The sequence below is a fragment of the Pseudescherichia sp. genome (assembly GCF_031979925.1).
GTDB lineage: Bacteria > Pseudomonadota > Gammaproteobacteria > Enterobacterales > Enterobacteriaceae > Pseudescherichia.
In genome coordinates this window covers 199,626-221,035 of sequence record NZ_DALZFB010000006.1, presented here as the reverse complement: position 1 = coordinate 221,035, position 21,410 = coordinate 199,626, and the positions used below count along the sequence as shown (strand labels likewise).

Here is a 21,410-nt window from a genome sequence, read left to right as displayed (position 1 = left end):
ATGCATTACGCAGGGAAGTTTATTTAATGCGATAGTTTTTTCGATAACGCTTTGTAATTGATGCATGTTTATCTTTTCCTGACCTTTGGAGATTATCCTGAGATGTAACCCCAAAAGGTCAGGGTCTCACTTTTTTGCAGTTTGTTTTTATTTCACTTTATCTTTAGGACTTTGTTACGCCAGATGCGTAATCTCGCTGGCAGTGGGTCGGGTCAATAACAGGTTTTAACTCATGATCCGCACCTCCAAATAACTCTCAGGAGATTACGAAACATGAGTACTGCCAAAAAGATCGGGCTGTTTGCCTGCACCGGTGTTGTTGCCGGAAATATGATGGGGAGCGGTATTGCTTTATTGCCCGCAAACCTTGCCAGCATCGGTGCTATTTCAATCTGGGGCTGGGTCATCTCTATTATAGGTGCCATGTCACTGGCCTATGTCTATGCGCGCCTGGCAACCAAAAACCCGCAGCAGGGCGGACCTATCGCTTATGCAGGGGAAATATCTCCCGCCTTTGGTTTTCAGACCGGTGTTCTCTATTATCATGCAAACTGGATTGGAAATTTGGCTATTGGTATTACCGCCGTTTCTTATCTTTCAACGTTTTTCCCGGTATTAAATAATCCTGTTCCTGCCGGCATCGCCTGTATTGCCATCGTCTGGCTCTTTACCTTTGTCAATATGCTCGGCGGGACCTGGGTGAGCCGTCTGACCACTATCGGTTTGGTGCTGGTGCTTATCCCGGTTGTGATGACGGCGGTTGTAGGCTGGCACTGGTTTGATATGGCCACCTATCAGGCAAACTGGAACACCTCAACGACAACGGATAGCCATGCGGTTATCAAAAGTATTTTGCTCTGCCTGTGGGCCTTCGTGGGTGTTGAATCCGCAGCGGTCAGTACCGGTATGGTGAAAAACCCAAAACGTACCGTCCCGCTGGCAACCATGCTGGGTACGGCGCTGGCCGGTATTGTCTATATCGCCGCGACTCAGGTTATCGCTGGTATGTATCCCGCTGCTGAGATGGCTTCCTCCGGTGCGCCGTTTGCCGTCAGTGCTTCCACTATCCTTGGTGGCTGGGCAGCGCCGATTGTCTCCGCATTTACCGCCTTTGCCTGCCTGACTTCGCTGGGCTCCTGGATGATGCTGGTCGGTCAGGCCGGTGTCCGTGCCGCTAACGATAACAACTTCCCGAAAGTGTATGGCGAAGTGGATAGCAACGGCATTCCGAAAAAAGGTCTGCTGCTGGCCGCAGTCAAAATGACCGTTCTGATGGTGCTGATCACCATGATGAACTCTGCCGGTGGCAAAGCATCCGACCTGTTTGGTGAGCTGACCGGTATCGCGGTACTGCTGACCATGCTGCCTTACTTCTACTCCTGTGTGGATCTGATCCGCTTCGAAGGCATCAACGTGCGTAACTTTGTGAGCCTGATCTGCTCCGTACTGGGCTGCGCGTTCTGCTTTATCGCCCTGATGGGTGCCAGCTCCTTTGAACTGGCCGGTACCTTCATCGTCAGCCTGATCATCCTGATGTTCTACGGTCGCAAAATGCACCAGCGCCAGCTTAACAACGACGCTGCCGAAAGAGAGACCGCAAGCGCGCTGTAAACCTTAACCCTTTTGTAGCCCTTCCTTCACCTGTCACCTATGGCGGGAGGGGCTTGCTCTACCCGGAGATTAGATTATGAACGTTATTGCTATCATGAATCACATGGGCGTTTACTTCAAAGAGGAGCCCATCCGTGAACTACATCGTGCTCTCGAACGCCTCGACTTTCGCGTTGTTTACCCTAACGACCGCGACGATCTGCTGAAGCTTATTGAAAACAATGCTCGCTTGTGCGGCGTCATCTTCGACTGGGATAAATACAATCTCGAATTGTGCGAAGAGATTAGCAAGATGAACGAGTATATGCCGCTGTACGCGTTCGCTAACACCTATTCCACTCTCGATGTCAGCCTCAACGATCTGCGCATGCAGGTACGCTTCTTTGAGTATGCGCTGGGTGCCGCTGAAGACATCGCCCATAAAATCAAGCAGAACACCGATGAGTACATCGACGCTATCCTGCCGCCGTTGACGAAAGCGCTGTTCAAATATGTTCGTGAAGGTAAATACACTTTCTGTACTCCGGGCCACATGGGTGGAACGGCTTTCCAGAAAAGCCCGGTCGGCAGCCTGTTTTATGACTTCTTCGGCCCGAACACCATGAAATCCGATGTCTCAATTTCAGTCTCCGAGCTGGGTTCCCTGCTGGATCACAGCGGCCCGCATAAAGAAGCTGAAGAGTATATCGCGCGCGTATTTAACGCCGAGCGCAGCTATATGGTGACCAACGGTACTTCGACCGCTAATAAAATTGTTGGCATGTACTCCGCGCCAGCGGGCAGCACCGTGCTGATTGACCGTAACTGCCACAAGTCGCTGACCCATCTGATGATGATGAGCGACATTACGCCTATCTATTTCCGTCCTACCCGCAACGCCTACGGTATTCTCGGTGGGATCCCGCAGAGTGAATTCCAGCATGCCACTATCGCTAAGCGCGTCAAAGAGACCCGCAACGCCAGCTGGCCGGTGCACGCGGTGATCACCAACTCGACCTACGACGGTCTGCTCTACAACACGGACTACATCAAGAAAACCCTCGATGTGAAGTCAATCCACTTTGATTCTGCCTGGGTTCCCTACACCAACTTCTCGCCAATCTATGCCGGCAAATGCGGTATGAGCGGCGGCCGTGTAGAAGGGAAGGTGATCTATGAAACCCAGTCTACGCACAAGCTGCTGGCAGCCTTCTCCCAGGCGTCGATGATCCATGTGAAAGGTGATGTTAATGAAGAGACCTTTAACGAAGCTTTCATGATGCACACCACCACCTCGCCGCACTACGGCATTGTGGCCTCTACCGAAACCGCTGCAGCAATGATGAAAGGCAATGCCGGGAAGCGCCTGATCGACGGCTCTATCCAGCGCGCCATCAAGTTCCGGAAAGAGATCAAGCGCCTGAAAGGGGAGTCTGAGGGTTGGTTCTTTGATGTCTGGCAGCCGGAGCATATTGACCAACCTGAGTGCTGGCCGCTGCGCTCTGACAGCGCCTGGCACGGTTTCAAAAACATCGATAACGAGCACATGTACCTTGACCCAATCAAGGTCACCATTCTGACGCCGGGGATGACAAAAGACGGCACGATGGATGAGTTCGGGATCCCGGCCAGCATCGTGGCGAAGTACCTGGATGAACGCGGCATCGTAGTAGAAAAAACCGGGCCTTATAACCTGCTGTTCCTGTTCAGCATCGGTATCGATAAGACCAAAGCACTGAGCCTGTTGCGCGCCCTGACCGATTTCAAACGCGGCTTCGATCTGAACCTGCGGGTGAAGAATCTGCTGCCGTCGCTGTATCGCGAGGATCCGGAGTTCTATGAAAACATGCGCGTTCAGGAGCTGGCAAACAACATTCATAAGCTGGTTGAGAAGCACAATCTGCCGGATCTGATGTTCCGCGCATTCGAAGTGCTGCCGTCTATGGTCATGACCCCGTTTGCGGCGTTCCAGAAAGAGCTGCACGGCCAGACCGAGGAGGTCTATCTCGAAGAGATGGTTGGCCGTATCAATGCCAACATGATCCTGCCGTACCCGCCGGGCGTTCCGCTGGTGATGCCGGGAGAGATGATCACCGAAGAGAGTCGGCCAGTGCTGGAGTTCCTGCAGATGCTGTGTGAAATCGGCGCGCACTACCCGGGCTTCGAAACCGATATTCATGGGGCCTATCGCCAGAAGGATGGCCGTTACACCGTCAAGGTGCTGAAAAACGATAAATAAACAGTAAAGGAGCCTACCTGGCCTGCGGGATCGTAGGCCGGGTAAGCGTAGCGCCACCCGGCAAATCTCATCGCTCAGGGAGACCCTATGAAAACACCCTCACAGCCGCGTGCGATTTACTACATCGTCGCGATCCAAATCTGGGAGTATTTCAGCTTTTACGGCATGCGTGCCTTACTCATCCTCTATCTTACCCATCAGCTCGGCTTTAGTGACAGGCATGCTATCAGCCTGTTCAGCGCTTACGCTTCGTTAGTTTATGTTACCCCTATTCTCGGCGGCTGGCTTGCCGACCGCCTGCTAGGCAATCGCGCAGCGGTTGTTTCTGGCGCACTGTTAATGACCCTTGGGCACGTCGTGCTGGGCCTGGGTTCTGACTCCACAAAAAGTCTCTATCTTGCGCTGGCCATCATTATCTGCGGCTATGGCCTGTTTAAATCTAACGTAAGCTGCCTGCTGGGGGAGATGTATACACCGGAGGATACACGCCGGGACGGCGGGTTTGCGCTGCTCTACGCCGCTGGAAACGTCGGCTCAATAGCCGCGCCGATAGCCTGCGGGCTGGTGGCGCACTGGTATGGCTGGCATGCGGGTTTCGCGCTGGCGGGCATCGGTATGTTTATCGGTTTGGCCATCTTTTTAAGCGGCCATCGCCATTTTCGCCATGTCCGCAGCGTGAACAAACCGGCCCTCTGTGCGGCGACCTTTATGCTGCCCGCCTGGGCATGGATGGTACTGTTTCTGTGCGTTGCCCCGTTCTTCTTCTCTCTGCTGCTGAAAAATAATTGGGCTGGCTACCTGCTGGCAATCGTCTGCGCTATCGCCGCGCGGATTGTGGCGCGCATCATGGTGAAGTTTCCAGCACATCGCCGTGCGTTGTGGCAAATCGTTCTGCTGATGATGACCGGCACGCTGTTCTGGGTGCTGGCGCAGCAGGGTGGCAGCTCTATCAGCCTGTTTATCGATCGCTTTGTTAACCGCCACATTTTGCAGGCAGAGATCCCGACCGCGCTGTTCCAGTCGGTCAATGCCGTTGCGGTGATGGTTGCCGGTGTAGTGCTTGCGTGGCTGGCCACTCCCCGAGGCGGTGTCCACTCTACACTGCACGTGTGGCTGAAGTTCGCGTTTGGCCTCCTGCTGATGGCGGGCGGTTTTATGCTGCTGGCACTGAATGCCCACGGCGGCCAGCAAGACGGCCATGCTTCTATGGGCCTGATGATTGCAGGTCTGGCGCTAATGGGCTTTGCCGAGCTGTTTATCGACCCGGTAGCAATGGCGCAAATTACCCGCTTCAACATGCCCGGTATGTCCGGGGTACTGACCGGTATCTACATGCTGGCAACCGGTGCGGTTGCTAACTGGCTGGCGGGCGTAGTGGCCCAGCAAACTACCGAGCCGCAGTCCAATACCGCCGCGCTCGCTGCTTACCAACACTTTTTTTCGCAGATGGGACTGTGGACCTTCGGCTGCGTGGCGCTAATTGTGGCGCTACTTGCCGCTGCGAGGTTAACGCTCAAGTCTCCGGCCCCCTGCATACAGCAACCCAGTCGTGATTAACTCTATAAGGAGACAGCATGTCCGAACTACTGGTGCACGATGCCGACGAGGCATCCGATCTTAACAGTGAACTAAAAACCCGCCGCGAGAAGCTGGCGCAGCTGCGTGAGCAGGGCGTTGCGTTCCCGAACGACTTCCGCCGCGATCGCACCTCCGATGCGCTGCACGCCGAGTTTGATGCAAAAGAGAACGACGAGCTGGAAGCGCTGAACGTGGAAGTGAGCGTGGCTGGCCGGATGATGACCCGCCGTATCATGGGTAAGGCGTCCTTCGTTACTTTGCAGGACGTTGGCGGCCGCATTCAGCTGTATGTCTCCCGCGATGACCTGCCGGAAGGCATCTACAACGAGCAGTTCAAGAAGTGGGATCTCGGCGATATCCTTGGCGCGAAAGGGAAGCTGTTCAAGACTAAGACCGGCGAGCTGTCCATCCACTGCACCGAGCTGCGCCTGCTGACCAAGGCCCTGCGCCCGCTGCCGGACAAGTTCCACGGCCTGCAGGATCAGGAGGCGCGTTATCGCCAGCGTTACCTGGATCTCATCTCCAACGATGAGTCCCGCCATACCTTTAAGGTACGCTCGCAGATTTTAGCTGGCATCCGTCAGTTCATGGTCGGCCGCGACTTTATGGAAGTGGAAACCCCGATGATGCAGGCGATCCCGGGCGGCGCGTCTGCGCGTCCGTTCATCACCTACCATAATGCGCTGGATATGGACATGTTCCTGCGTATTGCGCCGGAGCTGTACCTGAAGCGTCTGGTGGTCGGCGGCTTCGAGCGTGTGTTCGAGATCAACCGTAACTTCCGTAACGAAGGCATCTCCGTTCGTCATAACCCAGAGTTCACCATGATGGAACTCTATATGGCCTATGCGGACTATAAAGATCTGATCGAGCTGACCGAATCCCTGTTCCGCACCCTGGCGCAGGATATTCTGGGCACCACCCAGGTGCCTTATGGCGAAGAGACCTTCGACTTCGGCAAGCCGTTTGAGAAGCTGACCATGCGCGAGGCGATCAAGAAGTACCGTCCGGAGACCAACATGGCCGACCTGGATAACGTTGATGCGGCCAAAGCATTGGCTGAGTCAATTGGTATTCACGTTGAGAAGAGCTGGGGGCTGGGGCGTATCGTCACAGAAATCTTTGATGAAGTGGCTGAAGCGCATCTCATCCAGCCAACCTTCATTACCGAGTACCCGGCAGAAGTCTCCCCGCTGGCGCGCCGCAACGACGAAAATCCGGAGATCACCGACCGCTTTGAGTTCTTTATCGGCGGACGTGAGATTGGCAACGGCTTCTCTGAGCTGAACGACGCGGAAGACCAGGCCCAGCGTTTCCAGGACCAGGTGGATGCGAAAGCCGCCGGTGACGACGAGGCGATGTTCTTCGACGAAGATTACGTGACCGCGCTGGAGCACGGCCTGCCGCCGACCGCAGGCCTGGGCATTGGTATCGACCGTATGGTGATGCTGTTCACCAACAGCCACACCATCCGCGACGTGATCCTCTTCCCGGCGATGCGTCCGGTTAAGTAGTTCCTGCAAAAAAGCCGGATGGCGCTGCGCTTATCCGGCTTATTCTTACTACCACATCAAATCGTCTGGCACGACAAAATCGGCGTACGGATCGTCTTCGTCTTTGGCCTGCTCGCTAAGCTCGCTACGTAATACAATGCTGCTCGCATCGCGCTGGGCGATCTTATCAGCCACGCTGGCAGGGATGATAGCGTACTCGCTCTCCGCGCTGTTATCCGTCGTCAGGCGCGCAATGGCGAGACGACCACTGATAAGTTGAGCCTGCGTTGTCTTATCGACGTAGATTTTTTTAATCAGGTTTCCATCGGTGAAGTTATAGCCAATATCGCCCTTTGAAATAACAATCCTGTTCATCTCAATGAGTTGTTTAACCTGCGCTTTATACTCTTTGGCTAAGGCCGCTTGCTTCTGCTGCTCGCTGAGCTGCTTGTCGCGCTCAATCTGGGCTTTTTTGTTCTCTTCTACCGCCTCTCTGGCTTCACGCGCCTGAACGCGCGATTTCTTAGCCGTGCGCTGCACTTTGGCCATTTTCTTGCTGGACACTAAGCCAGCTTTGAGCATCTGCTCTTGTAGGGTTAACTTTGTCATATTCGTTGTTAAATCCAATCAAGTCGTGTCGGGATTATAACCGCTATAGGGCATTTTATACATTTATTTTGTGAATGTAGCGTTTCGATGGCTGCCTTAACTAAGAGATGAAACAGTGTGGTTTTTTATTTATGAATATTTTTTCATTAGATATTCAGCTCAATTATTAATTGAGCCAAAAAGTGCTTTTTCGAATAGGGTGTAACTCTAAGTGTTACTGTCTGGAAATATTTTTTCAGAGAAAATAAATGAAGTTTATTCTGGCGCAGGGGAGCGAATGCCCTGAATGCAGTACCCGTGCTCCTGTTTAATAGCGTTATTAAAATTTATTGACGCTGATGTTTGTACCGGTTTCGATCATCTATATTTACATTTCTATCGGGTGGTCCCCCTTGTGCTTGTAAACAACTGGCGTAGTATTTTTTTACGTAATTACCTGTTTTACCCCTATTTATTTGTGACCGTGATAATGCGGTGCGGGGATCTATTTATTTTTGAAATAATTCCATCTAAAACATTTTTGCTCACGGCAAAGGAGTGTTGCTATGTCGTCATACCAGGAAGAAATACCCAAAGCCCGAATTAATCTCCGTCTCTCATTGCACACCGGCGGGGCACAGAAAAAAGTTGAGCTGCCGCTTAAATTGCTGGTGGCAGGTGATTTCAGCAACGGGCAGGAAAACCGGCCGTTGTCTGAGCGTGACAAAATCAACGTCAACAAAAACAACCTCAACAGCGTTTTATCCGACCTTTCCCCCTCCGTTAATCTCTGCGTTGAAAATACCCTGGCGGGTGACGGCAGCGAAGAGAACATTCATCTCAGCTTTAAGGATATGAAGGACTTTGAGCCGGAGCAGGTGGCACGTCAGATCCCGCAGTTAAAAGCCATGCTCGCTATGCGCAGCCTGCTGCGCGATCTCAAATCAAATTTACTGGATAACGCCACCTTTCGCCGGGAGCTGGAAGTCATATTACGTGACCCAACGCTGAGCAATGAACTGCGCAACGAAATTGCGGCCCTCGCCCCGAAAGCCTGACGGAAAAATTAAGGAAAATGCTGATGTCTGTACAGAATGATACCGCTGTATCCGCGGGTGAGACGCTCGTCCAGGAACGTTCCGCATCGGAAGGGGTGTATGCTTCCCTGTTTGAAAAAATTAATCTGAAACCGGCCTCCAGCCTGAGCGATCTCAGTATCTGGCAGGATGAAGCCGCAATGGCCGAAGCGGGAACCAACGAACGCATCACGGCTGGCGTGCAGGTTTTCCTGGAGCGTCTGCGTCAGTCAGGGCAGAAGGTAGAGAAGCTCGATAAAACTTTAATCGACCATCACATCGCTGAACTCGACTATCAGATCAGCCGCCAGCTGGATGCCGTCATGCATTCCGATGAATTTCAACGAGTTGAATCGCTATGGCGCGGGCTGAAGTATCTGGTTGATAACACCGATTATCGTCAAAACGTGAAAACTGAAATTCTGGATGTGTCTAAAGATGACCTGCGCCAGGATTTTGAGGATGCGCCGGAGATTATCCAGAGCGGATTATACTGGCACACTTATACGAATGAGTACGACCAGCCTGGCGGCGAGCCAATTGCCGCTGTTATCTCGGCGTATGAGTTTGATGCATCCGCGCAGGATGTGGCGCTGATGCGCAATATCTCCAAAGTGTCCGCGGCGGCGCATATGCCGTTTATTGGTTCCGCAGGACCAAAATTCTTCCTGAAAAATTCAATGGAAGAGGTGGCCGCGATTAAAGATATCGGCAACTATTTTGACCGCGCCGAATACATTAAATGGAAGTCCTATCGCGATACCGATGACTCCCGCTATCTGGGGCTGGTGATGCCGCGCGTGCTGGGCCGCCTGCCGTATGGCCCGGATACCGTGCCGGTGCGCAGCTTCAACTATATCGAAGAGGTGAAGGGCCCGGATCACGAAAAATATCTGTGGACCAACGCCTCGTTCGCGTTTGCTGCCAATATGGTGAAAAGCTTTATCAGCAACGGCTGGTGCGTGCAGATCCGTGGTCCGCAGGCCGGTGGTGCCGTGCAGGATCTGCCGATCCATCTCTACGATCTCGGCACCGGTAATCAGGTGAAGATCCCATCAGAAGTGATGATCCCGGAAACTCGCGAATTTGAATTCGCTAACCTCGGCTTCATTCCGCTGTCGTACTACAAGAACCGCGACTACGCCTGCTTCTTCTCCGCCAACTCAACCCAGAAACCGGCGCTGTATGATACGGCCGATGCCACCGCCAACAGCCGTATTAATGCCCGCCTGCCGTACATTTTCCTGCTGTCTCGTATCGCTCACTACCTGAAGATTATTCAACGCGAGAATATCGGGACCACCAAAGACCGTCGGCTGCTAGAGCTGGAACTCAACAACTGGGTGAAAGGGTTGGTGACGGAGATGACCGACCCGGGTGACGAGCTGCAGGCATCCCATCCGCTACGTGACGCAAAAGTGGTGGTGGAGGATATCGAAGATAACCCGGGCTTCTTCCGCGTGAAGCTGTATGCGGTGCCGCATTTCCAGGTAGAAGGGATGGACGTCAACCTGTCACTGGTTTCCCAGATGCCGAAGGCAAAAGCGTAACGCCGGAGGCAGGATGAAAACAGAACGTCCGCTGTGGACGCGGGGGCAGATGATCGCGCCCCAGCATTTTCAGCAGCAGGCCGCGACAACGGCCTGGAGTATAGAGAGCGTGGCCCGAATGGGCGCGCTCAATCCGTGGGGCGTGCAGCAGGCCCTGTTTGACAGCGCCCTGTTAAAGCAGGGAAAGCTCAGGGCCAGTCACTTGTGCGTGCGTTTTGCTGACGGCACCCTGACGGATACCGGGAATGCCGATGCACTACCCCCCGTCATGACACTACCTCAGACCAGCGAGCTGACGGTAGTGCTGGCGCTTCCTCTTGAATATGACAATGGAGATAACTGCCTGCAACCGGACGAGAAAGCGGAGCGTCCGGTGCGCTGGCGAAAGGCCTGGCGGCAGGTGCGTAACCATTTTGGCGATGACACCCGCCAGATAGCGGTCATGCAGCCGGAGCTGGCCCTGCGCGACAGCCAGCAGGATAACGGTAACTATCAGACGGTCCCCGTAGCTCGCCTGTACCGGGACAGTCAGGGCAACTGGTTACAGGACAGCATGTTTATTCCTCCACTGCTGAGCGTACAGGCTAGCCCCTGGCTGGCCGGGCAGCTGGCGCAGCTGGCGGAACAGCTGCGAATACGTCTGAAACGGCTAATGGCGATGCGGCGAGAAAGCAACGAACGCATGGCCGATTTTGCCGTGGCCGATGTCTCTCTGTTCTGGCTGCTTAACGCGCTCAACAGTGCCGAACCGGTGCTGGGGCATTTTCAGCGTCATCCACAGGTGCATCCTGAGCGGTTATATCAGGTGCTGGTGGAGCTGGCTGGCAGTCTGCTCACTTTTTCACTGTCCCACTCCACGGAAGACATCCCGGCATATCACCATGAAAATCTGACAGCGACATTTATTCCGCTGCTTGAGCTGCTGGAGGTGCTGCTGGAAGCCAGCCTGCCATCACGGGTGGTAGCAGTAGAGCTTGATCATGATGACCGGCGTAAGCGCTGGCACGCCCGGCTACACGACGCCAGGCTGCGGGAAGAGGCGGACTTTTATCTCTCCGTTCGTTCCTCGCTGCCCGCGTCGCAGCTGCTGGAGATGTTTCCGATACAGTGCCGAACCGGCTGTCCGGCGGAGGTCGATCGCATCGTCAACAGTTCTGAACCGGGCGTTCCTCTGAAGGCGATGACCCATGTTCCTGCGGCTGTTCCGCTGCGGCTGGAAAACCACTATTTCACCCTCGATCTGACTCATCCGGCAGCGCAGACGATGCTGGCGGAAGGCCACTGCGTATTTTACGTCCCCGGCGGGCTGGGCGATCCAGAGCTGGAACTGTTTGCGGTGCTGCGCTCATGAAAACACCTATGAAGGAGATCAATCTGGATACGCTGCTGGCCGATATCTGGCTAACGGTCACGGCGCTGCGCCACGGTGCAAAACTGGCCGAGGGGGAGGGCGATACGCTCTGGCGACACTGCGTGGATAACCTCGAACAGAGCCAGGCCACGCTTCAACACCATGAGGTGAGTGAAAGCAGCCGTCAGCATATTCTTTACGCCCTTTGCGCCCTGCTGGATGAAACCGCCAAGGGCCGCGAGGGTGAGGATGATGCCTGCATTGTCTGGTACGACCGCCCATTGGAGGTGAAATACTTCGGCACTATGACCGCCGGAGACACCCTGTATGAGCGGATGCGGCAGGTATTACGCGAGCCTGCGCCGGACTTGTTGGTGCTGACCTGCTTTCAGCGGGTACTGGTGCTGGGCTTTAAGGGCAGTTCAGCGTCACTGGCCGACCCGGTTCGGGAGCGGTTGCTGCAGGCGCTGACCAGGCAGGTCCCGGCGTTTGACGTGGCGCAGCACCAGCCGGTACTGGCAACCGTGCCGGCGGGGAGCGGCCTGCGTGAGTGGCTGCGACACTGGCCGGTGTGCATCGGCCTGGCGGCTATTCTCGTTGTCGGATTGTGGCTGGGGCTGGATAGCTGGCTGGACAGGCTTGTCGTCACGCTGCTGCCGGGAGCCGGGACATGAGCGTACGCCATAAACAGCTGCTGTGGCTGTGGGGCGGGCTGCTTGCGGTGCTGTTATCTCTGTTGTTCCTGCCGCTGACAGCGGGCGAACGCGGTCTGGCTCTGCTGTTAGTGGCGGTAGTCACTCTCGCCGGAGTGTGGCTTGCGCAATGCAAATCTCGCGAATCGCTTGCGGAGGAGGCCTGCCTGCACGGCTTACCGGATGCGCCGTACCGTCTGCCAGTGGTGCTGGTCTGTGGTGATGCCAACGACTGGCCGGGAGAAGGACCGGTTTATCGAACGGCGCAGGGCTGCTGGTTGCAGGTACCAGAGGCGTCGCTGCAGCAGACGGTGCGTCAGCTGCTCGGGTTACGCCCGGAACTGCTCCCCCAGTTAGCGGTGATGGCCTGCATAGCTCCCCAGCAGCATGACGACCGGGACACGCTCATCGGACGTCTGCTCACCCTGCGCTGGCAGATGGTGCAGATAAGGCGCGATACCCGCCGTCAGGTTCCGCTGCTGCTCACCAGCAGGATCGCCACACATGATACGAACTCATCGATCTGGCAATCAGCTGGGGTGGATCACGGTATTCAGGTCTGGCAGGAGGGTAAGGTGCCGGTCAGCGCCAGCGTCTGGCTGTCGCAGGAGGCTGCCCCGGCCCGTCTGTACGCGCAAATTCTGTTTAGCGCTCATACCCGTTTTGTCAGCGAAACCGTGCTTCCGGCACTGATCGGAGATAACCCGGATATGCCAGCGGCCAGGCCTGCCGTTGTGCTGTATCACCACGTCCAGGGCCTGCGAAACCAGCGCGAACACTCTCTCTGGCAGCAGTTTCTGGTTAGCCACACCACGCTGAAGGACGTCGCGGGCTGGACGCCGGGCGACGATACCGGCGCTGGCGGCCTCGCGCTGCCGGATTTTATCCTGCCCTCCCTGCCGCAGGGTGCGGGTATCACACCGCGAAGTCGGATGCTTCGCCGGGCATTCTGCCTGTTCACCCTTGCTGCTCTTACCGCACTGTGCAGCAGCGGCTGGAATAACCGTCAGCTGCTGCACAGGCTCTCCTTTGATATCTCGCAGTACCAGCGCACCCCGGTACACGACGCCATTTCCAGAACGAAAGCGGTTACCACCCTGCGAGCGGATGCGGCATTTCTGAACGGCTGGTGGCGCAATGGTGAACCCCTGCGCTACGGGCTGGGATTTTATCGGGGTGAATGGCTGCGTCTGCCGGTGCTGGCGGCCATTCGGTCATACGTGCCGCCGCCACCGCCACCGCGGGTGGTTAAAAAAGTTATCACCGGCCCGCAGACGGTGCGCCTCGACAGCATGTCGCTGTTCGATTCCGGCAAATACCAGCTTAAACCCGGCTCTACCAACGTGCTGGTCAATGCGCTGGTGGACATCAAAGCGAAGCCGGGCTGGCTGATAGTGGTCAGCGGCCATACGGACAACACCGGTGATAACCCATCCAACCAGGTGCTCTCTCAGAAGCGCGCGGAGTCCGTTCGCGACTGGATGCGTGATACCGGCGGTGTGCCGGAGAGCTGTTTTGCCGTACAGGGCTACGGCGAAAGTCGCCCGATCGCAACCAATGACACCCCGGAAGGCCGTGCGACCAACCGGCGGGTAGAAATCAGTCTGGTACCACAGGCGAATGCCTGTCGGGTGCCAGGCACTCATGGCGTCTCCCTGACCGGCGACGCACTTAAAAAGTAAAGAAGGAGTTTTGACATGGCAATTCCGGTTTATTTGTGGCTGAAGGACGACGGCGGCGCGGACATCAAAGGGTCAGTGGACGTTAAGGATCGTGAAGGCAGTATCGAAGTGGTCGAGCAGGAGCATGACCTGTACATCCCGACCGACAACAACACCGGCAAGCTGACCGGCACGCGCATTCACACCCCGTTCAAATTCACCAAGGAGATCGACTCCTCCAGTCCCTATCTGTACAAGGCGGTAACCACCGGCCAGACCCTGAAGTCTGCCGAATTCAAATGGTACAAAATCAATGATGCCGGACAGGAGGCGGAGTATTTCAACACCAAGCTCGAAAATGTGAAGGTGGTGAAAGTGAAACCGGTGATGTACGACATCAAGGACCCGGCCAAAGAGAAGCACAACCACCTTGAGCTGGTTGAACTGCGCTACGAAAAAATCACCTGGACCTACAAAGACGGCAACATCATTCATTCCGATTCCTGGAACGCACGCGCCACCGCGTAATCCCCGCAGCAGACGGTTTTCCGTCTGCTGTTTTTGTTTTCTGAGCGGCCAACTGCTGACGGCTGAGCAAACAAAAACACAATCCGGTACTGACCTGATGCGCTTTGGTAAGTAAACAGCGATGGGCGGTAGCGTGTCTGAACACGATCAGAATGAAGGGAAACATCAATATGGAACACCACTCCGCCGTCCTGTTACGCCGTTTAAATCCATACTGCGCCCGTGCGCTGGAGGGGGCGGCATCCTTGTGCCAGACCCGCGCCCATGCTGAAATCACACCTGAGCACTGGTTACTGAAACTGCTGGAGCAGGGTGAAGGGGATATCACCGTTTTGGCCCGACGTTATGAATGGGACATGGAGGGTATCTGGCAGGCTTTACTGACCTATCTTGAGCGCCTGCCGCGTTCGGTGCGTCATCGCCCGACGCTGGCGGAGAGTCTGGAGCAACTGCTGAAACAGGCCTGGATGGCCGCGTCCCTACAGGGTGAGGATCGGATCCGCAGCCAACATCTGCTGATGGCGTTGACGGAAAGCCCGGCGCTTGTTTGTTGCGACGGGCTATGGCCGCTGCTGACGCTGGGTCAGAGCCAGCTGGAGCGTCTGCGCCCGCTGCTGGACGCGCAATCGGATGAACGCCCGGAGGCACAGCAGGAAGCCGGGCTGCAAACCACGTTTGGTGATGGCGTGGAGCTTGTCGGTGGCTCAGTCGGGGTGGAAGTTGGAGAGGGCGAGCTGCCACCCGCGTTACAGAACGCGCTGGATAAATTCACGCTGGATGTCACAGCCAAAGCTCGCGCGGGCAAAATCGACCCGGTATTTGGTCGCGATACTGAGATCCGCCAGATGGTGGATATTCTCTCCCGTCGTCGTAAAAACAACCCGATCCTGGTGGGTGAGCCGGGTGTGGGCAAGACCGCCCTGGTAGAGGGGCTGGCGCTGCGTATCGTCGAGGGGGATGTGCCGGAATCGCTTAAACCGGTCAGCCTGCGCATCCTTGACCTGGGTCTGCTGCAGGCGGGTGCAGGCGTGAAGGGGGAGTTTGAACAGCGTCTGAAAAATGTCATCGATGCCGTACAGCGGTCTCCCATGCCTGTTCTGCTGTTTATCGACGAAGCCCATACGATTATCGGCGCAGGTAACCAGGCCGGGGGAGCAGATGCCGCTAACCTGCTGAAGCCAGCCCTCGCCCGTGGCGAACTGCGCACCATCGCCGCAACGACCTGGAGCGAGTATAAGCAGTATTTCGAACGTGACGCCGCGCTGGAGCGCCGTTTCCAGAGGGTAAAGGTCGATGAGCCAGACGACGAGACGGCCTGCCTGATGCTCAGAGGCCTGAAGTCTCGTTATGCTGAATACCATAATGTGCACATCTCCGACGAGGCGGTTCGCGCCGCCGTCACGCTTTCCCGCCGCTACCTGACAGGCCGTCAGCTGCCGGACAAAGCCGTAGATCTGCTGGACACGGCTGCTGCCCGCGTGCGGATGAGCCTTGATACGGTGCCGGAGCCGCTGACCCAGCTGAAAGCGCAAATCACTGCCCTGGAGCTGGAACGACAGGCCTTGCTGGAAGATATCGCGGTAGGGAACAGCACCCGCGGTGAACGTCTGGCGATAATCGAACAGGACGAGATCGATATTATCCTCCAGCTTGATGCCCTGGAGACGCAGTATGGGCAGGAGCTTGCCCTCACCGAACGGCTGCTGGAGAGCCGCCGGCAGCTCTCCCGTCAGAGTGAAACCCACGCGCTAAAGCAGCAGCTGCATGACATACAGCGCAGCAACCCGTTGATCCCGGTAGAGGTTGACGTGCGCACCGTCGCCACGGTGATAGCCGACTGGACCGGCGTGCCGCTCTCCACCTTGCTGAAAGATGAGCAGGCCGAACTCCTGGATCTGGAAAGCGAAATAGGCAGGCGCGTGGTGGGGCAGGAGGTTGCGCTGGCAGCGATTGCCCAACGCCTGCGCGCCGCGAAAACCGGGCTGACGGCGGATAACGGCCCGCAAGGAGTTTTTCTGTTGGTAGGGCCAAGCGGCGTGGGGAAAACCGAGACCGCTCTGGCGCTGGCGGATGTGCTGTACGGCGGAGAAAAATCGCTCATCACCATTAACCTGTCTGAATATCAGGAGCCGCATACCGTTTCCCAACTGAAGGGCTCGCCGCCGGGGTACGTCGGTTATGGTCAGGGAGGCATCCTCACCGAAGCCGTGCGCAAGCGTCCCTACAGCGTAGTGCTGCTTGATGAAGTAGAAAAAGCGCACCGCGATGTCATGAACCTGTTCTACCAGGCGTTCGATCGTGGATTTATGCGCGACGGCGAAGGGCGTGAAATCGACTTCAGGAACACGGTTATTCTGATGACCGCCAACTTAGGCAGCGACCACCTCATGCAGATGCTGGACGAACACCCTGAATCGATGGAAACAGATCTGCACGAACTGCTGCGTCCGATCCTCCGGGAGCACTTTCAGCCCGCGCTGTTTGCCCGCTTCCAGACCGTGATCTATCGCCCGCTGGCTGAGACCGCGATGCACACCATTGTGCAGATGAAGCTCGACCAGGTTAGCAGGCGCTTACAGCGTCACTACGGCCTGACCACCCATATCGATGAAAGTCTTTACGACGCTCTGACCGCGGCCTGTCTGCTGCCGGATACCGGCGCGCGCAACGTTGATAGCCTGTTAAATGAGCAGATTCTACCGGTGCTGAGCCAGCAGCTTTTACTTCAGAGGGCGGCAGGCCAGAAGCCGCAGCGTCTGACCTTGAGCTGGGATGATGAGGAGGGCGTAGGGATACGCTTCGATGAGGGCGTAACTCATGAGTGACGTTATAAACCTGCATTTTAGCCACAACCATAATCTGCTGAGAGTGCGAGGCTGCCAGGCCCTGCTGGATGTGCTCTGTTTTGAAGGCCATGAGGCATTAAGCGAGCCTTTTCACTACACCATAGAGTTTACCAGCAGCGATAAAGCCATTGCGGCAGAGAGCATGCTAACCCGGGATGCCTCGCTGACGCTACAGGCGAAGGTAGATCAGGGCTACGGTATTAAGGTAATGCAGCCGGTACGTATTCTACAGGGCGTGGTCACCGGCTTTAAACGGCTTTCAATTTCGGAAGATGAGGCGCACTACGCGCTGACCTTGCAGCCCCGCCTGGCGCTGCTCTCCCGCAGCCACCAGAGCCGCATCTATCAGGATATGTCGGTGCCGCAGATTGTTGAGCACATCCTGCGTACTCGCCACGACATGCGCGGCGAGGATTTTGTCTTTACCCTGGCAAATGAGTATCCGCGCCGTGAGCAGGTGATGCAGTACGGTGAGGACGACCTGACCTTTATCAGCCGTCTGCTGGCTGAGACAGGCATCTGGTATCGTATCACCACCGATACGCGACTCAACATTGACGTGGTGGAGTTTCACGACGACCAGCGCTATGTCGAACAGGGCCTTACCCTGCCGTCGGTACCGCCATCCGGCCAGCACGACAGCGGCAACGAGTCGGTATGGGCGCTAAAAAGCGACCACAGCGTAGTGGAGCGGTCGGTCTTCACCCGCGACTACAACTACCGCAACGCGCCGGAGGAGATGAACCTCAGCGTCGATATCAGCCGTGGCGACAGCACCACCTATGGCGAGGCGTATCACTGGGGGGATAACTACCTGACGCCTGGCGACCGCTACCAGCGCGATCCGGAGCCGGAGAGCGGCGCGTTTTACGCCCGGCTTCACCATGAGCGTTACCTCAACAACCAGACTCGGCTAAGTGGGGAAACCAACGGCGCAACGCTGGCACCTGGCCAGGAGTTGAAGGTCACCGGCGGCGATGAGGTGACCGACACCTTCCGTCAAGGGGTGGTTATCACCAAAATTCACAGCCGTGCCCGCCGCGACCGCAGCTTTGAGGTGACGTTTTGGGGCATACCCTATTCGGAAGATTACTGTTTCCGTCCGGCCCTCGTCGATAAACCCGTCATGGCCGGGACGCTGCCCGCCAGGGTGACCAGCACGAAGACCAACGACATCTACGGTCATATCGACCGTGACGGGCGCTATAGGGTCAACCTGCTGTTTGACCGCGATCGCTGGAAACCGGGGGAGGAGAGCCTGTGGGTACGCCAGTCCCGGCCCTATGCCGGGGATACCTTCGGTCTGCACCTGCCGCTGCTGGCCGGTACGGAGGTGGCGATTGCCTTTGAACATGGCGACCCCGACCGCCCCTATATCGCTGGCGTGCTACACGATTCGGCGCACGGCGACCACGTCACGATCTACAACTACAAACGTAACGTGCTGAGGACCCCAGCGAATAACAAAATCCGCCTCGATGACGAGCGGGGAAAAGAGCACATCAAGATCTCCACGGAGTACGGCGGCAAAAGCCAGCTAAATCTCGGCCACCTGGTGGACAGCGAGAGGAAACAGCGTGGCGAGGGTTTTGAACTGCGTACCGATAGTCGGGGAACCATCCGCGCTGGGAAGGGCCTGTTTATTACTGCCGATGCGCAGCCGAAGGCGCAGGGGCAGCAGCTGGAGATGGATAAGGCATCCAGCCTTTTGAAAGGGGCACAAAATCTTGTCACCGGATGGGGAAGCGTTACGCAAACGCACCATAATTTCTCGCCGGATGCGAATACGCTAAAGCAATTTGTTGAAAAAGCGGAACGACTGAAAAAACCGGTATTGCTAATGGAAGCGCCGGAGGGCATAGGGAGTGTCACGCCAGAAAGCATTCTTTTGCATAGTGGCAATGGGTTATATATGCAGAGCATTAGGGAAGTCAGTATCGCCAGTGAACAGCGGCTTTCAGTGAATGCCAGTCAGGCGATATCGTTACTTTCCCGACAGGAAGGCGTTCGTCTGGTATCTGCAAACGGTCCGCTGAATATCGAGTCTCATGGCGATATTCTCTCACTGACTTCTCTTCAGGACATTACCGTACAGTCCACGCAGGGACATCTTCAGCTCACGGCAAAGAATGGCATCACTCTTGGCTGCGGTGGAGCCTATATCCGGTTGTCTCCACAGGGAGAAATTGAAATTCATGGGCCTGGTTTGTTGAGTCTGAAAGGACAGCATAATTTGTTGGGTCCTGCCAGGGCGGATTTCCAATTACCTGAGCTGCCTTCATCGGTATGTAAAGAGTGCCTTAAGCGGGCTCAGCAACTGGCTCAGGGCTTTGTCCCGAGGGAAGGTTAAATAATGGAAAAGATAAAAATATGGCTGAATAAAATTCAGCTGACGGGCCGCAATGCGGGTCACAATTATATCGATGTTATTATCGATCAGTGTGGCGTGAATTTTTCTGTCATTCCGGCCCTTTCAGGATTCTCTCCGGCAATAAAATGGCAGTCGCTTTATCAGGGGTTACCAGAAGACATCTACCCGGAGGATGCACCTTTGCTGGTACGCATTGAGCTGGATGATGCTCAGCAAGTTCAGTGGCTATATGCACTTGCCTGTGAAGCTAGCGCGACAGCGCCTTTACTGGTGTTAGGCTCATCCTGGCCATTCGACACTCTGGCTAAATGGCTGACCCAGTGTATTGATGTGCAGCATGAGGGGCGTTCTGGAATATTTCGCTTTTGGGACACGCGGTTGTTTTCTTACCTTTTTACGCATGTTCTTAACGATGAGCAGCAAAGGCAACTTCACAGGCCTGCATTATTCTGGAGCTGGTTGGATCGGGATGAAAAGCCAGCCTTGCTATATGGGAACGGCGCAAAGCCAACAAAAAACGAAACGTGTGAAAAAATAATACTTAATGATAAACAGTTTGAAAATCTGATGTGCTTGAGCGATGTAAAACAATTATTAATTTACCCGCTATTTCCCGAAAGCCTTTTTACTAATAAAGAGAAAGAATTTTCTGCTTGTTTTGAAGCTATGCTGGCAGCCACCAAAGAAGGTTTACTTTTTAATGGTGAACGTAACGAGTGGGTAATGAAATATTTAAATAGCAGCAGTGGTAAGTTAAATGATGATATTTGAGATTTATAAGGTGTGGTCATGTATCTGAGTGATGATGCAAAAATTATTATCTTTAAGTTTATAATGCTGTTAGCTGGGGTGGTACTTGGACGAAAGCGAGGTTGGCTGGTTGGCCTGATTTATAGCTTATTATCTTTCATAATATCTATGATGGTGCTTGTAGTAATGATGGTAATATTTTGGTGGAGGCCTTCAGATATCATCTGTTTTTCTTTTCCTGTTGTTAGTTTTATCATCGCCTTGTTGGTTCCAGCTAAGAAGAAGTCAAAATATACTTATGAGAAAACTAAATGTTTATCATGCATGAATATTGTTAACTACAAAACAGACAGGTGTCCACATTGTGGCTCTGATATGTCTCCAGGCAAGGTTTGGCAAAAAAAATACTAAATAATAATCGGCTATAGAATCACTATTATCTCTAACCAAGTTTTTATTATTAGAGCAAGATGGAGGGGCCTAAGTTATGCGCACAATGAAACCTGATTCATTTTCGTATCCGTTACTATTTTCGACCCGCAGGTGTTGGTGGGCATATTTAGTTTTTATCGCAGTAACGATTCTGCTTACAGGCTGCGATCGACCAGAGAAGGATAAAACGATCAGCGGCGGCTACGGCACCATTGAAGCTGTTAACCATACCCACTGGGCGATTAATCAATTCAGCGTTGACGGACAGTCGGGGCTGGACGTTATCGGCCCCTGGCAGGGTGGCGGCGGTGGCTGCTGCTACGGTGTGCCAGCGGAATGGAAACCGGGAATGACAGTTAAAGTGGACTGGCAAACGGGGGTTGGTTTTTCGATGGATTTTCCGGGATATGGAGACGATTCAAAATATTTAGAGTGGGAAAAAAGAATAAAAGCGCAGAACCGGGAACACAGCCTGGTAGTTCCGGTTTCCGATTATACCAGACAAAAAACCTGCGGAATTACGGTCCACTTTTTACCCTGCGACCAAATTAAGGTCACCACCAGCTGCTACGAGTACGGCAACCCTAATTATCCGATTAAAGATCCGATCAAAATGGAGGAACCCAAAGTATGCCCACGATGAAGCCCGATCTCGCCTGGTATCC

General features: G+C 55.0%; 16 protein-coding genes. 15 read left to right on the top strand and 1 reads right to left on the bottom strand.

The genetic code is table 11. The features are described 5' to 3' along the window. Positions 1 to 273: 273 nt before the first annotated feature. The 4 genes from cadB to lysS all read left to right on the top strand — a co-directional run bounded on the left by cadB (position 274) and on the right by lysS (position 6,921). Positions 274 to 1,611: a cadaverine/lysine antiporter gene (gene cadB, locus RTM13_RS13010; protein ID WP_312212413.1), complete on the top strand. Its 1,338-nt coding sequence runs from the start codon at positions 274 to 276 to the stop codon at positions 1,609 to 1,611. A 76-nt stretch (positions 1,612 to 1,687) separates the two neighbouring features. Continuing rightward, positions 1,688 to 3,829 carry a lysine decarboxylase CadA gene (cadA, locus tag RTM13_RS13005; protein WP_312212412.1) on the top strand — a complete coding sequence of 714 codons (2,142 nt, stop codon included), beginning with the start codon at positions 1,688 to 1,690 and terminating at the stop codon, positions 3,827 to 3,829. A gap of 87 nt (positions 3,830 to 3,916) precedes the next feature. Then, complete coding sequence (locus tag RTM13_RS13000) at positions 3,917 to 5,386, top strand: oligopeptide:H+ symporter (RefSeq protein WP_312212411.1); 1,470 nt, start codon at positions 3,917 to 3,919, stop codon at positions 5,384 to 5,386. Positions 5,387 to 5,403: 17 nt separating this feature from the next. Continuing rightward, the gene (gene lysS / locus RTM13_RS12995; protein WP_312212410.1) at positions 5,404 to 6,921 is read left to right on the top strand and encodes a lysine--tRNA ligase; all 1,518 of its coding nucleotides are present in this window, start codon (positions 5,404 to 5,406) and stop codon (positions 6,919 to 6,921) included. A gap of 48 nt (positions 6,922 to 6,969) precedes the next feature. On the opposite strand, the gene RTM13_RS12990 is transcribed toward lysS, so the two are convergent. Then, the gene (locus RTM13_RS12990; RefSeq protein ID WP_312212409.1) at positions 6,970 to 7,509 is read right to left on the bottom strand and encodes a DUF2058 domain-containing protein; all 540 of its coding nucleotides are present in this window, start codon (positions 7,507 to 7,509) and stop codon (positions 6,970 to 6,972) included. A gap of 545 nt (positions 7,510 to 8,054) precedes the next feature. Between RTM13_RS12990 and tssB the strand changes: the two genes are divergently transcribed. The 11 genes from tssB to RTM13_RS12935 all read left to right on the top strand — a co-directional run bounded on the left by tssB (position 8,055) and on the right by RTM13_RS12935 (position 21,388). Further along, positions 8,055 to 8,546 carry a type VI secretion system contractile sheath small subunit gene (gene tssB, locus RTM13_RS12985; protein ID WP_312212408.1) on the top strand — a complete coding sequence of 164 codons (492 nt, stop codon included), beginning with the start codon at positions 8,055 to 8,057 and terminating at the stop codon, positions 8,544 to 8,546. 17 nt (positions 8,547 to 8,563) lie between these two features. Beyond that, positions 8,564 to 10,114: a type VI secretion system contractile sheath large subunit gene (gene tssC / locus RTM13_RS12980; protein ID WP_312212407.1), complete on the top strand. Its 1,551-nt coding sequence runs from the start codon at positions 8,564 to 8,566 to the stop codon at positions 10,112 to 10,114. A 13-nt stretch (positions 10,115 to 10,127) separates the two neighbouring features. Beyond that, positions 10,128 to 11,465, top strand: a complete 1,338-nt coding sequence (gene tssK, locus RTM13_RS12975; protein ID WP_312212406.1) for a type VI secretion system baseplate subunit TssK — start codon at positions 10,128 to 10,130, stop codon at positions 11,463 to 11,465. Next, positions 11,462 to 12,139, top strand: coding sequence for a type VI secretion system protein TssL, short form (tssL, locus tag RTM13_RS12970; RefSeq protein WP_409456042.1), 678 nt, complete (start codon positions 11,462 to 11,464; stop codon positions 12,137 to 12,139). Before tssK ends, tssL begins: the two co-directional genes overlap by 4 nt. Continuing rightward, the gene (locus RTM13_RS12965; protein ID WP_312212405.1) at positions 12,136 to 13,839 is read left to right on the top strand and encodes an OmpA family protein; all 1,704 of its coding nucleotides are present in this window, start codon (positions 12,136 to 12,138) and stop codon (positions 13,837 to 13,839) included. Before tssL ends, RTM13_RS12965 begins: the two co-directional genes overlap by 4 nt. A 15-nt stretch (positions 13,840 to 13,854) precedes the next feature. Then, positions 13,855 to 14,346 carry an Hcp family type VI secretion system effector gene (locus tag RTM13_RS12960; protein ID WP_312212404.1) on the top strand — a complete coding sequence of 164 codons (492 nt, stop codon included), beginning with the start codon at positions 13,855 to 13,857 and terminating at the stop codon, positions 14,344 to 14,346. Between the two features lie 170 nt (positions 14,347 to 14,516). Then, positions 14,517 to 17,171, top strand: a complete 2,655-nt coding sequence (gene tssH, locus RTM13_RS12955) for a type VI secretion system ATPase TssH (RefSeq protein WP_312212403.1) — start codon at positions 14,517 to 14,519, stop codon at positions 17,169 to 17,171. Continuing rightward, positions 17,164 to 19,542, top strand: coding sequence for a type VI secretion system tip protein VgrG (gene vgrG / locus RTM13_RS12950; protein WP_312212402.1), 2,379 nt, complete (start codon positions 17,164 to 17,166; stop codon positions 19,540 to 19,542). The genes tssH and vgrG overlap by 8 nt, the downstream gene beginning before the upstream one ends. A gap of 3 nt (positions 19,543 to 19,545) precedes the next feature. Continuing rightward, positions 19,546 to 20,334: a DUF4123 domain-containing protein gene (locus RTM13_RS12945; RefSeq protein WP_312212401.1), complete on the top strand. Its 789-nt coding sequence runs from the start codon at positions 19,546 to 19,548 to the stop codon at positions 20,332 to 20,334. A gap of 18 nt (positions 20,335 to 20,352) precedes the next feature. Beyond that, complete coding sequence (locus RTM13_RS12940) at positions 20,353 to 20,724, top strand: hypothetical protein (RefSeq protein WP_312212400.1); 372 nt, start codon at positions 20,353 to 20,355, stop codon at positions 20,722 to 20,724. A gap of 76 nt (positions 20,725 to 20,800) precedes the next feature. Next, positions 20,801 to 21,388: a DUF3304 domain-containing protein gene (locus RTM13_RS12935; protein ID WP_409456041.1), complete on the top strand. Its 588-nt coding sequence runs from the start codon at positions 20,801 to 20,803 to the stop codon at positions 21,386 to 21,388. The last annotated feature ends 22 nt before the right edge of the window (positions 21,389 to 21,410 follow it).

Excerpts from the sequence above, each read along its gene's own strand:
- RTM13_RS12935 (WP_409456041.1), top strand. The coding sequence starts at position 20,801 with ATGCGCACAATGAAACCTGATTCATTTTCGTATCCGTTACTATTTTCG.
- lysS (WP_312212410.1), top strand. The coding sequence starts at position 5,404 with ATGTCCGAACTACTGGTGCACGATGCCGACGAGGCATCCGATCTTAAC.
- tssC (WP_312212407.1), top strand. The coding sequence starts at position 8,564 with ATGCTGATGTCTGTACAGAATGATACCGCTGTATCCGCGGGTGAGACG.
- tssK (WP_312212406.1), top strand. The coding sequence starts at position 10,128 with ATGAAAACAGAACGTCCGCTGTGGACGCGGGGGCAGATGATCGCGCCC.
- RTM13_RS13000 (WP_312212411.1), top strand. The coding sequence starts at position 3,917 with ATGAAAACACCCTCACAGCCGCGTGCGATTTACTACATCGTCGCGATC.
- RTM13_RS12960 (WP_312212404.1), top strand. The coding sequence starts at position 13,855 with ATGGCAATTCCGGTTTATTTGTGGCTGAAGGACGACGGCGGCGCGGAC.
- tssH (WP_312212403.1), top strand. The coding sequence starts at position 14,517 with ATGGAACACCACTCCGCCGTCCTGTTACGCCGTTTAAATCCATACTGC.
- RTM13_RS12965 (WP_312212405.1), top strand. The coding sequence starts at position 12,136 with ATGAGCGTACGCCATAAACAGCTGCTGTGGCTGTGGGGCGGGCTGCTT.
- tssB (WP_312212408.1), top strand. The coding sequence starts at position 8,055 with ATGTCGTCATACCAGGAAGAAATACCCAAAGCCCGAATTAATCTCCGT.
- cadB (WP_312212413.1), top strand. The coding sequence starts at position 274 with ATGAGTACTGCCAAAAAGATCGGGCTGTTTGCCTGCACCGGTGTTGTT.
- RTM13_RS12940 (WP_312212400.1), top strand. The coding sequence starts at position 20,353 with ATGTATCTGAGTGATGATGCAAAAATTATTATCTTTAAGTTTATAATG.
- tssL (WP_409456042.1), top strand. The coding sequence starts at position 11,462 with ATGAAAACACCTATGAAGGAGATCAATCTGGATACGCTGCTGGCCGAT.
- RTM13_RS12990 (WP_312212409.1), bottom strand. The coding sequence starts at position 7,509 with ATGACAAAGTTAACCCTACAAGAGCAGATGCTCAAAGCTGGCTTAGTG.
- vgrG (WP_312212402.1), top strand. The coding sequence starts at position 17,164 with ATGAGTGACGTTATAAACCTGCATTTTAGCCACAACCATAATCTGCTG.
- cadA (WP_312212412.1), top strand. The coding sequence starts at position 1,688 with ATGAACGTTATTGCTATCATGAATCACATGGGCGTTTACTTCAAAGAG.
- RTM13_RS12945 (WP_312212401.1), top strand. The coding sequence starts at position 19,546 with ATGGAAAAGATAAAAATATGGCTGAATAAAATTCAGCTGACGGGCCGC.